General features: G+C 40.7%; 16 protein-coding genes. 4 read left to right on the forward strand and 12 right to left on the reverse strand.

Annotated features, from left to right (window positions below; all coding sequences use genetic code 11):
* Nucleotides 1-18 precede the first annotated feature (18 nt).
* From V5M37_RS21385 to V5M37_RS21410, 6 genes are all read right to left on the reverse strand, one after another.
* Nucleotides 19-471: a cytochrome c maturation protein CcmE gene (locus V5M37_RS21385; RefSeq protein ID WP_423799060.1), complete on the reverse strand. Its 453-nt coding sequence runs from the start codon at nt 469-471 to the stop codon at nt 19-21.
* A gap of 13 nt (nt 472-484) precedes the next feature.
* On the reverse strand, nt 485-1,543 hold the full coding sequence (locus tag V5M37_RS21390) for a hypothetical protein (RefSeq protein ID WP_423799061.1): 1,059 nt from the start codon (nt 1,541-1,543) through the stop codon (nt 485-487).
* 251 nt (nt 1,544-1,794) lie between these two features.
* Nucleotides 1,795-2,448 carry a c-type cytochrome gene (locus V5M37_RS21395; protein ID WP_423799062.1) on the reverse strand — a complete coding sequence of 218 codons (654 nt, stop codon included), beginning with the start codon at nt 2,446-2,448 and terminating at the stop codon, nt 1,795-1,797.
* 10 nt (nt 2,449-2,458) lie between these two features.
* Complete coding sequence (locus tag V5M37_RS21400; protein WP_423799063.1) at nt 2,459-2,911, reverse strand: PCYCGC motif-containing (lipo)protein; 453 nt, start codon at nt 2,909-2,911, stop codon at nt 2,459-2,461.
* Nucleotides 2,912-3,092: 181 nt separating this feature from the next.
* Nucleotides 3,093-3,584, reverse strand: a complete 492-nt coding sequence (locus V5M37_RS21405) for a DUF6803 family protein (protein WP_423799064.1) — start codon at nt 3,582-3,584, stop codon at nt 3,093-3,095.
* A gap of 29 nt (nt 3,585-3,613) precedes the next feature.
* Nucleotides 3,614-5,407, reverse strand: coding sequence for a sulfite exporter TauE/SafE family protein (locus V5M37_RS21410; protein ID WP_423799065.1), 1,794 nt, complete (start codon nt 5,405-5,407; stop codon nt 3,614-3,616).
* Nucleotides 5,408-5,660: 253 nt separating this feature from the next.
* Between V5M37_RS21410 and V5M37_RS21415 the strand changes: the two genes are divergently transcribed.
* Entirely contained in the window at nt 5,661-6,545 is an 885-nt protein-coding gene (locus V5M37_RS21415; RefSeq protein ID WP_423799066.1) for a patatin-like phospholipase family protein, read from the forward strand.
* Nucleotides 6,546-6,577: 32 nt separating this feature from the next.
* Here the strand turns inward: V5M37_RS21415 and V5M37_RS21420 are convergent, their stop codons facing one another.
* Entirely contained in the window at nt 6,578-6,967 is a 390-nt protein-coding gene (locus tag V5M37_RS21420; RefSeq protein WP_423799067.1) for an SA1362 family protein, read from the reverse strand.
* Between the two features lie 57 nt (nt 6,968-7,024).
* Entirely contained in the window at nt 7,025-7,969 is a 945-nt protein-coding gene (locus V5M37_RS21425; RefSeq protein ID WP_213144878.1) for a DUF1385 domain-containing protein, read from the reverse strand.
* Nucleotides 7,970-8,207: 238 nt separating this feature from the next.
* On the opposite strand from V5M37_RS21425, the gene V5M37_RS21430 reads away from it, so the two are divergent.
* The 3 genes from V5M37_RS21430 to efp all read left to right on the forward strand — a co-directional run bounded on the left by V5M37_RS21430 (nt 8,208) and on the right by efp (nt 10,424).
* Nucleotides 8,208-8,705 carry a YqhR family membrane protein gene (locus V5M37_RS21430; protein ID WP_423799068.1) on the forward strand — a complete coding sequence of 166 codons (498 nt, stop codon included), beginning with the start codon at nt 8,208-8,210 and terminating at the stop codon, nt 8,703-8,705.
* A gap of 78 nt (nt 8,706-8,783) precedes the next feature.
* The gene (locus V5M37_RS21435; protein WP_213144876.1) at nt 8,784-9,845 is read left to right on the forward strand and encodes a M24 family metallopeptidase; all 1,062 of its coding nucleotides are present in this window, start codon (nt 8,784-8,786) and stop codon (nt 9,843-9,845) included.
* Nucleotides 9,846-9,866: 21 nt separating this feature from the next.
* Nucleotides 9,867-10,424, forward strand: a complete 558-nt coding sequence (gene efp / locus V5M37_RS21440; RefSeq protein ID WP_213144875.1) for an elongation factor P — start codon at nt 9,867-9,869, stop codon at nt 10,422-10,424.
* A 111-nt stretch (nt 10,425-10,535) separates the two neighbouring features.
* Here the strand turns inward: efp and V5M37_RS21445 are convergent, their stop codons facing one another.
* The 4 genes from V5M37_RS21445 to copZ form a co-directional block, all read right to left on the reverse strand.
* Entirely contained in the window at nt 10,536-11,912 is a 1,377-nt protein-coding gene (locus tag V5M37_RS21445; protein ID WP_423799069.1) for a sensor histidine kinase, read from the reverse strand.
* Nucleotides 11,888-12,598, reverse strand: a complete 711-nt coding sequence (locus tag V5M37_RS21450) for a response regulator transcription factor (RefSeq protein WP_423799070.1) — start codon at nt 12,596-12,598, stop codon at nt 11,888-11,890. The genes V5M37_RS21445 and V5M37_RS21450 overlap by 25 nt, the downstream gene beginning before the upstream one ends.
* A gap of 101 nt (nt 12,599-12,699) precedes the next feature.
* Nucleotides 12,700-15,114, reverse strand: coding sequence for a heavy metal translocating P-type ATPase (locus V5M37_RS21455; protein ID WP_423799071.1), 2,415 nt, complete (start codon nt 15,112-15,114; stop codon nt 12,700-12,702).
* A gap of 40 nt (nt 15,115-15,154) precedes the next feature.
* The gene (gene copZ, locus V5M37_RS21460; protein WP_423799072.1) at nt 15,155-15,361 is read right to left on the reverse strand and encodes a copper chaperone CopZ; all 207 of its coding nucleotides are present in this window, start codon (nt 15,359-15,361) and stop codon (nt 15,155-15,157) included.
* Nucleotides 15,362-15,385: the final 24 nt, after the last annotated feature.

Genomic DNA, 15,385 nt, shown 5'->3' on the forward strand with positions numbered 1-15,385 from the left:
CCTTCTTATGTTTGCCTGTTATTTTTCTTTCGGTGGCTGATTCAGCTTGTCCTTATGGGTTTCCGGATCGTAGTTCTTCATGTCTTTTCCTTCATATTTGGAAGGGCATCTCGTTTTCACTGTTTCAGCAGCGAAAGTATCTTTTTTGGTCGGCGAGCCTTGGAGAATGGTGATTACCCCTTCAGAGAAATTGTCTGGCTTTGGCCCATTATGAATGACATGCATGATATGTCCTTCGTTGTCTTTCACATCAAATTTCAACTCTATTTTGTCAGGATTCCATTTAATAGAGTCTTCGATTAAAAGTCCTTCAACGGTTACAAAATCATCTTTGTGCTCATCTTGGGTGGCCAAGAGATCTTTTAAGGTTAATTCAATTCCGCTCGAACCTGGAGTGGCAGCCATTAAGAGAAAAATAATTGCACCGGCAATGATAAATCCCCCGAGGAGAACTAACGTATTTTTCTTCATTCTTCTCACCTCATTAAATTAATTTTTTCATTTCCTCATCGTACGTTTCTTGATCAATCTTGCCTGTTAACAGCTTTTTCCTAAGATCCTTTTTAGCTTCAACATTCATTGTCTTATTTTCCTTTTTGCTCGAAGCTTGTTTCATAACTTGGGGTTTTGTTTGTTTCTGTTTTTTGGCCGCACTTTGAACATTTGCCTTCATTCCTAGGTAGACGAATGCTCCGGCAATAATCAGGGCGATTCCGATAATAGACGCTCCGCCGATGCCGATAATAGGCTGTTTTTCAGTGTCCTTAGTACCATTGCCATCTAAAACTTGATCTGTCGCGCTGCCTTTCACGCCGGAATGGTTTTCATCATTTGGTGGTTGAACCTTGCTCATCGCTTCCATCGTTGATTCTGTTCCCGGTTTCTTGTAAGAAAAGGAATATTTTAAATTTTCACCGGCTTTTACATTTTTATATTGATAAAAATAGAGTTCTTCTCCATATTCATTTTTTGAATTCTCCTGCGCCTTTGGCTCAGCTTGAATATCCTTGGCATTCATCGGCGCGTAAAACACAACATCAAGCTGTTCTGTTTCAGCTCTGTTTGTAAATTCGTATGTAAAACTTTTTTGGTCTTTCACATCAATAGACTGCGTATAGTATTCAATTACGAATTGATAGGTTTCGTTATTTTTAATGGTCTTACCCGGTTTCCAGACAACCACTCCCTTGTCTTTGTCAACATCATACGGCCGCTGAACCTCCGGCTTATCTTTTTCTGGAAATTCGGCTACTAGGAAGGCCTCAAACCCTTTATCCTTTGCAGGAACAGGAATTTCTATTTTCCCATCATAATCTTGCCCGCTTTTATTGGTAATTGTTCCGTACATTCCGACCAGCAAGGAAGGAATCTCCCTCGACGGCCAATCCTCCGGATAGTCAAACTCCGGCATGACTTGAACCTGCATACTCTTATATGGAAACTTTTCCGGCTGAAATACTGTCTCTGCGCTTGCCTTTGGTACGATCAGGCTTGTCATAAATGCTAAAATAACGAATAATGCCATCCATTTCTTTTTCCGCATAGTTATCCTCCTTGAATCAAAAAGCTCGTTAAAACCGTGACTTTTTCACTATAGTCCTCTTTGAAATAAATATAATCTTTCTCGGTTGCCTATTGTTGATGGACTATTGAACATTTTGTTAACCGGCAAAAATCGTTACCTTTCCGTCAAAAAATAACCATAAATTGTTCACATTTGTAAAAAGGGGATATTTTTTACAAAATAAAAAAACAGCCCAAAATCCTTTAAAAGATTCAAGGCTGTTTTTTATGTCATTTCGGTTCTAGTGATCGGATATAGGCGGTTATGTCAGAAATATCCTGTTCGGTGAGTTGTCGGGCGCCTTCTAGGCCTTTCAATGATGGTCCCATCCGGGTTTCTTCTCGCCCATAAGCTGTCCCAATCCAAATTTGTTTGTCACTTGTATATTTTAAGTATTGGGGACTGGAAAGGACTGTTCCCATTTTGATTTTTCCTGCTCCATTTTCCCCGTGGCAGGAGAGGCAATAAAGCTTATATTGTTCCTTGCCTCGTTCAGGGTCTCCTAATACAGTTGCCGATACTTTTAAGTCCAGTTCTTCAGTCTGCCATTCTCTCATAAACGCAACTAGATTCTTCAAATCCTTGTCAGACAAACGAGTTTCATAGGAGGGCATGCTTGTCCCTTCACGCCCATATTTCACATAATTGTAAAGGTCTTGATCTGAAACGGAACTTAAAAAATGTTGATTATTGATCGCTGTCCCGTCCTTAGCTCCTTCACCTTTTCCTGTTTCGCCATGACAGGCAAGACAGTTTTTTGCATACACTTTTTCACCTTCCGCAATGGCCTTGGAATTTTCACTGCTGAAAATGCCGCTATTGGCAATGCAAAAGACAATGCCAATTGTAATTAAAATATAGATTCCGATTAAAATTTTCTTCATGGGCTGCTCCTTATTTTGGTTCAGGTGTAGGAGTCGGTTCCCCAAAATCTTCGTACTTCGTCGTAATTAGGTCATAAATCTTCTTAGGGCTTTTACCGTCAAGATGCATCTCTACCGCCTCCCGGGCGATATCTATACAGACGTCTCACGATATTCCCATCGAATCCCATTCTTTTACGACATTACCAGACCCGAATTGGTCAACGAAGCAATCGAGGTTACTCTCATGGCCATCCTGCGCAAAACAGCCACAATAGCATGGGACCTGCGCCAGTACCTTTGGGTATGTAGCTGCCATAATATAGGTTTCTTTAATTTGATCAGATGAATTTAACACATAATCAGGCAGCGGTTCGTGCTTTTTATCAAGGGCCCATTTTTTATCACTGACATTGGATCCGCACCCAGCTGCTATAAGGACAATAGCAAAACAAAGAGCAAAAAGCGAAGGTATTCTTTTCAAAAGTTGTCACCCCTTCCAGCTTGATATCACAAATTTATTTTAACAAAAAGAAAGACAGCCATCAGACGCTAATTCTTACTATTTAGTGAAGTTTTTAAGCTTGATAAAGTACAAATAATAGATTCAATGAAAAAAATATAAATCGCCGGAGACTCCAAAAGGAATTTCCGACGATGGGAATCTACATGTTCATCATGTGACCGCCTGTGCTTGTACCAATGGATGGGTCAACCATTCCAAATATCATTGCCACATGTGCAACTACTAAGAACATCCCTACAAAAAAGGCATGTGTTTTTAGTTTTTCAACAGCGTTTTTATTTTTAAAGACGATACCCAGGTCAAGAAGCGCCATGCCTAATAACGGCACAACCCCCAGCAGATAGAAGGTAACGGCGGTTACGTCAATCCATCCCTTCCATTCGCCGTTAGCCGTCAGCGGGATATACGCATTCATTAAGAGATATAAAAATATTCCGGTGAAATAAATCCCGGCAAAAATGCTGACTGCCTTATTTATTTTCTTTAAGGAACCATCGAGCTTACGGGAAAATAAGATTCCCAGTTCAGTAACAGCGATTGTTTCCGCACATATGACTGGAATGGCCATAAAGATAATTAAATTCCAGGGCTGATTATCAGCAAGCAATCCCATATAATGTGTCATGTTCATAATTTCTCTCTCCTATCAAATACTCTATATTATTTAAGAAACTGCTTTCTCACTACCTCTAAGTCAACAGCCGTTACATCATCAACAGCTTCAATAATCCCTAGTAATTCCTCCTCATTAAGATAAATTCCATAAGTTCCAGTGCGGTCCAGTGTGAAATCAACTTCGGCAATCGCCTCCTTACCGGTAAATTCAGCGGAAATTTGCTTTGTTTTCATATTCAGGATTAAAAAGCTCCCGGCAGCTTGATCAAATTGTGATAAATCGATTGTCAGCTTCGTCCTAATTCCTCTATTAACCACCATAACTAAAGGTTCAAACTCGTAGCCAATTCCTTTGACAGCTAAAGATTGTTGATTATTAGTAACCTCAGCCTTCTTTACCAGACGCTCAGTTGGGACCTTGCTAATATCATTTCCATATATGCTTGCCTTTGTCTCGGAAGAGCTTTCGGCTGTTGCCTTAGTCGAGGCATCGATTCCGTCCGCATTGCTGCTTGAAGCAGAAATTTCCCCAAGATTATCAACCACCTTGATCATGCCCCGCTTCATTCCCATCCAGCAGCTAAATGGGATATCTTCAGTTCCCGGTGTAAATTCAATAACGTTTTTACCGTTTTGCAGCTTTTGCTGCACATTCATATCAGGAACCACGATCGTATTATTGCATCCGGTAAGCTGTTTGACATCAACGACCCACTTGACGGGCATCCCTTTTTTTACATATAAAACTCTTGGGGTGTAGCCGTATACGTCCGCCGTCATATTTAGAACCTGCACGCCATCCTTGATGGTTGCTTTAATCGCATCAGTGGAATCCGCCGACGAATTTGAGCTGGTTCCGCCAACGCTTGCCATGATGTCCAGCGGACCAGTTTGCACACCGGCAAGTGCCAGCCCCCTGTTGCTCATAATCAGCCCGAGCACAATAATGAGAACTCCACTGAATTTAAGGATTTTCTTTGTATACCCGTTGCTTAACAGTCCCGAAAGAGCTCCAAAGCTTAGCATCAGCGGGACCGTACCAATGGAAAACATAAACATGGACAATGCCCCAGTTAAGGCACTACCCGTACCAAGCGCATAGATTTGCATCGTCTGCAACGGTCCGCAGGGCATTAAGCCATTAAGAAACCCAACCAGAAAGGGCGTTCTTGGCATTTTCACCGTCTTACAAGTGATAGCAGGCAATTTAAAATGCAGCTTTCTAAAGACGCGGAATCCGGCCATATTAAAGCCCATAATCATCATAAATGCCCCTGCAAATATCTGAAGTCCGGCTTTGGCTGCCAACGAAAGGTCAAACACCGACCCGATTGCTCCAATAACTCCGCCAATGCTGGTGTAAGCAGTCACCCTACCTAGGTTATAAAGAAACGATGGCTTTACGGCATCCCATCTATTATTTTTTTCTTTACCAATTGTCTGGGAGAGCATGATGCCACCGCACATCCCTACACAGTGGAGCGAGGTTATTAACCCAACGACAAACAAAACGGCATACGAGGCTGAGTTAAGTTTTTCCTCCATATTAAAACTGCCGGTATTGATGCCAAGGAGGACAATAGCAGCAACAATGATAAATATGCCGATAAATTTATAACCCTTTGAACCCTCCGTACTGTATCCGGCCTGTCGGATTGCGTCTTTCAGCAAGCTTAAAGTACATTGGTCTTCGTCAAATTCAATATCAGCAAATTGACCACTGAAACTTGCTTGAACATTTTTTACCCCCTCTAGCTTTTTCACGGTTCTTTCTACCCGTTTTTCGCAGGACGAACAAGTCATATCGTAAACCTTTAATCTGATCCGTTTGACATTCATAGCGGCCACCAGCCTTTAAACGAATTCCTTTACCTTCTTGATAGCTAAAGTATAAAAAACCGATATGTTGGTGGTATGAAGAAAAATAAGGGCCTGGTGACCAATTTGTGGACATAATTTTTCTAATTCTTGAACAACCTTCAAGCTGCCCAAAGGGGGTTATCCACTAAAATATTTATCTTGTCTCCCGTACTATTTTGTAAAACAGCCGCTTAAAGATGTAACAATGAGTACATCATTGGGAGTGGCTGCCATGAATATTGATGGAGTTTTTTCCGGAGGAGGAATAAAGGGATTTGCGCTTATCGGGGCGTGTGAAGAAATTGAAGAACGAGGTTTTAAATTTGTCAGAGTCGCTGGAACCAGTGCTGGCTCCATAATAGCCGCTTTAATTTCCGCTGGTTATACAAGCAAAGAAATCTATCAGCTTCTTGACGAAGTGGATCTAACTAAACTGCTTGATACCCGCAAAACCATCATACCTTTTAAACTCGCCAAATGGCTTTTACTTTATTGGAGATTAGGGCTCTACAAAGGAAACGAATTGGAAAAGTGGCTTAGGATAAAATTAGAGGCCAAAGGACTGAGAACATTTTCCGATTTACCGCCTCAAACGTTAAGAATTATCGCTTCAGACCTTTCTACCGGACAAATGGTTGTTATTCCTGATGATTTACCGAAATACGGAATTTCACCGGGCTCTTTTCCAATTGCCAAGGCCATCCGCATGAGCTGCAGCATCCCATATTTCTTTGAACCTGTAAGATTACGGACAAAGGACGGGACTAATGTTTTAGTGGACGGAGGGGTATTAAGCAATTTTCCAATGTGGCTTTTTGACCAGGAGAATATTAAAAAAACAAGACCTGTCCTCGGCATCAAATTAAGTCCAAGTGAATACGAACATGAAAAGCATAAAATAAACAACGCGATTGAGCTTTTCGGGGCATTGTTTGAAACCATGAAGGATGCTCACGATTCCAGATATATTTCCAAAAAACATGCAGAAAATATTATATTTATCCCTACAGAAGGGATAATGACCATTGAATTTCATTTAACCGAGGCAAAGAAACAGGAGCTTGTAAACTTAGGCAGAGAACGGGCGAAGAAATTTTTGAATAAATGGAGTTATTAATAAAGCAGTTAGAAAAAAGAAAAATCGAGCGTTTAAAAAGACGCCCGATTTTTCTTTTTTCCTTTTTTTCCATCAATGACGGTAAGATGGGCAGGAGATTTCTTTTTGACCTTGCCTTTCTTTAATGTCGTCAATGTACCTAAAGTGGAACCTTTTGCATTTGTCTCTCCACTTCGATGCTGCAAGCGTTTTTTAGACCTTCTTGCTGCTTTAAGAAATGCCCGCTGCTCTTTTTTCTGAGGGCTCGAATTTGAAAACTTGCGAACAACAAAATATATGACCAAACCAATTAAAACGAAGACAGCTATTTTTTGCAAAAATGCAGCCGGGTCAGCCGTAAAAGAACCATAAAGCCCAAGTAAAGCAAGGATAATTAGTACCCCCACAATATATGCGGATGTCCGATTTTTCAAGAAAGCCACCTCCCTAAGAGCATCATAAGCATTTTTTTATCCTTTTAAACACTTCCTAACAACGATTTAGACAATTTCTTCTTGTTTGACGAATCTGTCTGTTTCCTCTTCTCTTCTTAATAATTCCTTAAAGGAGAGTATGGCTACTTCCACCTGTTCATCATTTGGCTCCTTGGTTGTAAGAAGCTGAAGCCAAAGACCTGGCAGACCTAGATATTTTAAGACAGGAACGTCTCTTAGTTTATTTGTAAATTGGAGAATTTCGAAGGAAATCCCCAACACTACCGGTATTAATAAAAGGCGGTCAACAATCCTCAACCACAACGGCGAGGTCGGTACCATCAAATATACAAAAACACCGACAAAGACAGTAAATAGGATAAAACTACTTCCACAGCGGTAATGAAGCCTTGAATGGGCCTGGACGTTAGCTACTGTCAGCTCAGCTCCGGACTCGTAGGTATTTATTACTTTATGCTCAGCACCATGATATTGAAACACCCTTTTAATCAACGGAGTTAAGGAAACAAAATAAATATAGGAAAGGAGAAGGATAAGCTTGAAGAAACCTTCAATCATGACCTGGGAAAAATCCGATGAAAAAATGGGCTTTGTCAATTCCGCTAAGAAAACAGGAATAAGCGTGAAGGCAAATTTACCAAATAAAAATGAAATAACCCCGATTACCGCCACACCCAGGTACATCGTCATTTTAGAAACTTCTTTTTCCTTTAAGGTGTCATCCTCCTTTGGGTCTAAATCAAATCTTTCAGTTGAAAAATTTAAATGTTTAGAACCATTGGCACTTGCTTCTATTATAGCAACGATTCCACGAATAAACGGAATTTTTTTAATTTTTGTTAAATAAGGATTCGTTTTACGTGGCAGATGGAAATATTCGACCGAATGGTCCTTTCTCCTTATTGCGGTAACATAATGATGTTTACCGCCGAACATAACTCCTTCAACCACGGCTTGACCGCCATAAACATTCTTTTGTGTATCAGACATTAGCTAGAACACCAACCTATGCAATAGTAGCACGATAGCAGAAATGATAAATCTGTATGTACTTAAATGTATTCTACTAGAAAAACGAAAAAACCTCTAGGAAATGACATACATTTTCCATTTAAATTAGAAAAAAATTTTTTTATGCAAGGATTGTTGTTACAGGGGCATAATAAAATTGGTATTTATTAAGGTACGAATCAATAATTTGTATCAAAAAGTTATGGAGGTTGTTGTAATGGCTTCTGAAAAAAAAGCGGGAAAATATCCTAAGCCGATGTCCTTGCCGGTAATGGTCTTTTGGACTGGTTTATTTGGAGGTGTTTTTTGGGGAACGATTGGTTTTTTTGCAAGCTACTTTAGTCTAACGGAAATTCGTCCAAATATAATCCTTGAACCATGGATGCTGGGGAACTGGAAATATGGCTGGAAAGGAACGATTTTGTCCATTCTCATCATGGGCGTCCTATCAGTTGGTGCAGCCTACCTATATTATGCGTTATTAAAAAAGCTGAAAGGTATGTGGATTGGCTTCGGATATGGAATCATTTTATTTTTAATTGTTTTTGTTGTTCTGAATCCTCTTTTTCCTGGGATGAAACCAATATTCGATTTAAGCAGAGATACCATCCTGTCTTCCCTTTGTCTCTATATTCTGTATGGGATTTTCGTTGGTTACTCGATCAGCTATGAATATCAAAATCAAGAAGTACAAAAAAACGAACCAGCCACTTAAACTGTTATTAGTGGTATTTGTGTGGTTATGATAAAATAATTGTGTCCGTTAACGGATTGGAAAAGGAGAGTGGACACGATGGAGAAATTAGAAAAATTAAGGTCAAGTTTTTCAGCAGAGGGAATCGATGGCATACTTATTACAAGCCCCTATAACCGCCGTTACATATCAAATTTCACAGGTACAGCAGGCATTGTTTTAATCAGTGCTGATAAAGCTCTATTTATTACAGATTTTCGTTATGTTGAACAAGCCCAAAAGCAATGTGAAGGGTTTGAAATCATTAAATTTTCAGATACGCTTCCTAAAGAAGTTGCTGAACAGGCGAAAAAAATAGGGATTCAAAAATTAGGTTTTGAAGAGGACTATTTAACTTACTCCTCCTTTAAAGTATATGAAAAAGAGGTAGAAGCTGAACTTGTCCCTGTTTCGGGATTAATCGAAAAGTTACGCTTGATAAAGACCGATTCAGAGATTAAGATATTAAAGGAAGCAGCGGATATAGCTGATGCCGCATTTAAACATATTTTAGACTTCCTTCGGCCGGGAAAAACGGAGCTGGAAGTATCGAATGAGCTGGAATTCTTTATGAGAAAAGCCGGAGCAGTATCTTCTTCCTTTGATACCATCGTCGCTTCAGGGTATCGCTCGGCCCTTCCGCATGGTGTTGCCTCTGATAAGGTCATTGAAAAAGGGGATATGGTCACCCTTGATTTTGGTGCCTATTATAAAGGGTATGTTTCCGATATTACAAGGACTGTTGCTGTCGGCGAGCCTGACGCCAAGCTGAAGGAAATTTATCAGATTGTCCTCGACGCTCAATTACGCGGCATCGATGGTTTCAGACCTGGAATGACAGGAAAAGAAGCGGATGCTTTAACTCGGGACTACATAACAGAGCAAGGGTACGGAGAGTACTTTGGACATTCCACCGGACATGGGATTGGGCTTGAGGTTCACGAGGGACCGGCTCTTTCATTAAAATCTGACATTATCTTAGAACCAGGTATGGTTGTAACTTGTGAACCGGGCATTTATATTCCTGGACTGGGCGGCGTTAGAATTGAAGACGATACGCTTATTACGAAGGATCATAACGAAAGGCTCACACATTCTACAAAAGACTTAATTATTTTGTAACTATTTTAGGAGGATTTGCCAATGATTTCTGTTAACGACTTCCGTACTGGATTAACCATTGAAGTGGATGGCGGCTTATGGCGCGTCATGGACTTCCAGCACGTAAAACCTGGTAAAGGAGCAGCGTTTGTCCGCTCCAAATTGCGTAACCTGCGTACCGGAGCCATGCAGGAAAAAACATTCCGTGCTGGCGAAAAAGTAGAAAAAGCACAAATTGATAACCGTAAAATGCAGTATCTGTATGCAAGCGGCGACCAACACGTGTTTATGGACATGGATTCCTACGAGCAGGTTGAACTGCCTGCTGCAAGCATTGAATATGAATTAAAGTTTTTAAAGGAAAACATGGAAGTTCATATCATGATGTTCCAGACCGAAACACTTGGAGTTGAACTGCCAAACACGGTTGAACTTGAAGTAACTGAAACTGAGCCTGGCATTAAAGGTGACACTGCATCAGGCGGCTCCAAGCCGGCTACGATGGAAACCGGTCTTGTTGTTCAGGTTCCTTTCTTCATTAACCAAGGTGACCGCTTGATCATCAACACAGCTGAAGGTACTTACGTATCAAGAGCTTAATTGTTAAATGAAAACTCGCCGATTGGCGAGTCCGTAAGGACGATGACAGAGGCGTAGTTGAATTTATACTTTCTTATTAGCTAAAAGAGCCTTAAGACCCTATTTGGGCGCTTAAGGCTTTTTTATGTTCGGAAAACAGATGGTAAATTTACTGCCTATTCCTTCTTCACTCTCTGCTTCGATGGAGGCATCGTGCAGTTGTAAAATGTTTTTAACAATGGTCAGGCCAATTCCATTTCCCTCAATTTCCTGCCTGCTTTTATCTCCCCTGTACAATCTTTCGAAAATAAAAGGGAGGTCCTCTTTGTTAATACCAATGCCAGTATCAACTACTTCCACAGTAATATCATCATTCTTTTCATATAATTGGACAAGAATCCTGCCGCCTGCAGTAGTGAATTTAATGGCATTTGCCAGCAGGTTAACAAATACCTGCTTGATTTTATCTTTGTCTCCGGTAATTGAAAACTTTTTATCCGGTTGGATGGCGAGATCGATTTTAAGTTTTTTCTTTTCAGAAGGTGCATGAAAATCACGACAAAGCTCCAAAAGCAATTGTTCAAGTTCGATGATTTCATAACTCAGCTTGGTGCTTTCAGACTCAAATTCCTTTAAGACATTTAAGTTGTTAATCAGCCTGCCAAACCTGATTACCTCCTCATTTAGATAATGAAGCTTTTCTTGCGTAACTGGATATACCCCGTCAATCATGGCTTCTAGATTGTTTTGCAGGACATTTAACGGTGTCCTTATTTCATGTGAAATATCTGAGATTAATCTCTGTCTGAGCATATCCTGAAACTGTAATTTACCAGCCAATATGTTTACACTTTTTCGCAAGTCCTCTAGCTCGTGAATGTTGCTTTTCACAACGGATTTACTGTTAAAATTCCCCTTGGACAAGTCAACAGAAAGCTTGGCCACTTCCTTAATAGGACTCGAAAATTGCTTCGAAAAATAGAGACTTAAACCAGTTATGATGAGGAGGGTCAACAGTCCGCTGGCAATTATGCTTTTATTTATGGACGATTTAAAGTTTTGATCTTCCTCCGTTAGGAGGACAGAAGAATACTGGCCGATATCCACATAGCCGACTACTTTATCTTCCTCATTAAGCTTAAATGTCTTTGTGGTATAGACTCCTTTTTGCTGGACTGGCATTGTCCCCATGTTTAATTGGTTTTGGATTTCCTTCGGGTCCATTCCCCAAATCGTTTGCTCATGCTGGTCCCTTAACGTAATGCAATAATTGCCCATATAGGCCTCATGCATGAGTTCAACTCCGGTGTTTTCTGTTAATCTGCCATCTTTTTTATAGGCATCTTCAAAATAGGCAATAATTCTTTCGTACCTCTTGTTTTGAATGTCCATCATGTATTGATTAAATTTATTGGTAACTGTAAGATTTACAGTCAATGTCACAAGCAGGATAGAGGCAATGGTGCAAGCAATAAAAAATAAACTTAATCTGCGGCTAATGGAATGCATTTTAGCTCACCGCCAAATTTATAGCCTGCTTTCAGGACTGTGATAATATATTTTGGGTTTCTCGTATCCATTTCAATTTTCTTGCGGATATTCTTGATATGGACATCAATAGTCCGATCAAAGCCATCAAAATTTTCACCATATACCTTCCCAATTAGCTGCTCTCTTGATAATACCTTGCCCTTACTAGCCGCTAATGCCCAGAGAATATCAAATTCATTCGGTGTGAACGGGATTTCTTTTCCCCTCACGGTAACTAGCCTTTTTTCAAAATGAATGGATAAGTTCCCATCATCAAAAATCATCCAGACTGATGAGTTTGTGCCGTTTAATCTGCGGAAAAGAGCATTGACCCTTGCTGTCAATTCCCTTGGACTGAAGGGTTTAACTAGATATTCATCGGCGCCAATATTTAATCCTTCAACACGGTCATTTAGAGAACCTTTTGCTGTCAGCATAAAAATATGGACATCTGATGTTTGCCGCATCATTTTGCAAACATCCTCTCCAGCCATATCGGGGAGCATCAGGTCGAGAATAACAAGGTCTATATTCGCTGATTTAAAGATTTCCAATCCTTTTGATCCATTGCCAGCACAGTAGACTTTGTAGCCGATCTTCTCTAAATAAGCTTTGATTACATCTGATACGCTTCGTTCATCCTCAATCAATAAAATTTGGTTCATTTGAAATCACCTGATTACTGTTTTGATAAGTAAAGTATACTTGCTGGCAATGGTGAAAACGCAGGAAAAGGCTGACAATTGTGTGTCAGCCTTTTAGAAATTTATAGTTTAACTTTTTGTAATCTAAGTGCGTTCAGGACAACAGACACCGAACTGAACGCCATTGCTGCCCCAGCTAGCCAAGGAGCTAGGAACCCAAGGGCTGCAATCGGAATGCCCAAGGAATTGTAGGCCATCGCCCAGAATAAGTTCTGCTTTATGTTTGTGATTGTTTTTTTGCTCATGAAGATAGCATCTGCAATGCTGTTTAAGTCACCGCGAATGAGGGTGATATCAGCCGCTTCCATGGCGACATCGGTGCCTGTCCCAATGGCCATTCCAATATCTGCCACGGCGAGAGCAGGTGCATCATTAATGCCGTCCCCGACCATTGCCACTTTCTTGCCTTCCGCTTGCAGCTTTTTAATTTCTGCTGCTTTTCCTTCAGGCAAAACCTCCGCGATGATGGTGTCAATTCCTGCTTGGCCTGCTATGGCCTTTGCTGTCTGCTGATTATCACCAGTAATCATGATAACCTCAAGACCCATCTTTTTGAGGCGGCTGATGGCTGTTTTGGAGGTTGCTTTAATTGTATCTGCGACCGCCACAATTCCTGCATATTGCCCGTCGATAGCCGCTAACATTGCAGTTTTCCCGGCTCTTTCGAGTTCCTCCATTTGAGGAAGTACAGCTTCTATTTCCACATTAAATTTCGTCATAAGCTTTCTTGTACCAATTATTAATTGCTTTCCTTCCATTGACGCTTTTATTCCAAAACCGGGGATGGCTTCAAAATCGGTTGGCTCCTTTAATAATACACCCTTGTCTTTAATTCCCTGCACAATGGCCTGGGCAAGCGGATGTTCTGATTGCTTTTCAGCCGAACCAACCAAGCTTAAAAATTCTTCCTCAGTAATTGAATTGGTGTGGCGGACATCAGTTAACACTGGTGTCCCATTTGTTACTGTACCCGTTTTATCCAAAACCACCGTTGTGATGCGGTGGGTCATTTCCAAATGTTCGCCGCCTTTAAAAAGAATTCCATATTCAGCGGAACGACCGGAACCGGCCATGATTGAGGTAGGTGTCGCTAATCCTAAAGCACACGGACAGGCAATCACTAATACAGCAATCATTTTTTCTAAGCTTTCAGCGAAATTACCGGGTTCTACCCACAAATACCAAATCATAAAGGTTATTACAGCAATGGTCACGACAACTGGAACAAAAACTCCGGATATTTTGTCGGCAAGCCGTTGGATAGGGGCTTTGGAGCCCTGCGCCTCTTCAACCACTTTAATAATTTGTGCTAAAGCGGTATCCCGGCCAACCTTTGTTGCTTCAACTTTTAGAAAACCATTTTTGTTCAGCGTGGCTCCGATGACTTCATCGCCAATTTTTTTATCAACCGGAACACTTTCACCGGTCAGCATTGACTCATCGATAGCAGATTGGCCCTCTACAATTCTGCCGTCAACAGGAATTTTTTCGCCTGGCTTGATGTAAAGGATATCGCCGACAATGACTTCTTCAATCGGGATTTCCATTTCGCGGCCATCGCGGTTTACAGTAGCCGTTTTGGCTTGGAGCCCCATCAATTTTTTGATTGCCTCTGAGGATCGTCCCTTTGCTCTTGCCTCAAAAAGCTTGCCTAATATGATTAAGGTGATTAAAACAGCACTGGTTTCATAATAGAGTTCCACCATATGAACACCTTTGCCAATCGTGGTGATCGACAAATATAAACTGTAAAAGTAAGCTGCCGATGTACCTAAGGCAACAAGTACATCCATGTTGGCACTTTTATTTTTTAAGGCTTTATAGGCACCGATGTAAAACTGGCCGCCAATTAAGAATTGAACCGGTGTAGCGAGGAGCAGTTGAAACCATGGATTCATAAACATATCCGGTACCCAAATAAAAGATGTAAACGAAAAATGCCCTGCCATTGCCCATAAAAGCGGAAAAGACAAAATTGCCGAGAAGATAAATTTTTTTGATTGCTTTTCGATTTCCTTTTGGCGATGGTCTACTTGATCTTTTGTTTCCTCTTTGAGTCTTGCCCCGTAGCCAAGATTTTCAACCTTTTTTATGATGTCTGCAGTTGTCAGGGCGGAACCGTTGTATTCTACAGTTGCTTTTTCAAGTGCCAGGTTAACGTTTGCCTTTGTGATGCCCTCTAGCTTATTTAAGCCCTTTTCAATCCGTGCCGAGCAGGCTGCACAAGTCATTCCTGTAATATCAAATTCCACTTTTTCGGTTACGACATCATAGCCTAAATCTTTAATCTTCTGTTCGATTTCTTCCAGTTTTATTTGGGAAGGATCGTACTTAATTGCCGATTTTTCTAATGCAAGATTGACAGTTGCTGTTTCTACTCCGGTTAGTTTTTTCAGACCCTTTTCAATTCTGGCCGCACAGGCTGCACAGGTCATACCGGAAATTTGCAGGCTTGTTTCTTTTATAGTTTGACTCATAGTAAGTCAACTCCTCATATAGTGAGTTGAAATTATCTTTTTAAACTACATCATAGCCTTGATCATCGATTGTTTCTTTGATTTGATCGAGGCTGACGGTTTGCGGGTTGAACTCGACATCAACCTTTGCTGCGTCTAAATTCACCTTAACGGCAGTGACACCATCCAGGGTCCCAACGCTTCCTTCAACCGCCTTTACACAATGTCCACAAGACATTCCTTTTACGTTTAATGTTACTTTTTCCATGTTAATCATCCTTTCAAAAATGTA

The organism is Neobacillus sp. SAB-20_R2A, assembly GCF_049568635.1.
GTDB lineage: Bacteria > Bacillota > Bacilli > Bacillales > Cytobacillaceae > Neobacillus > Neobacillus citreus.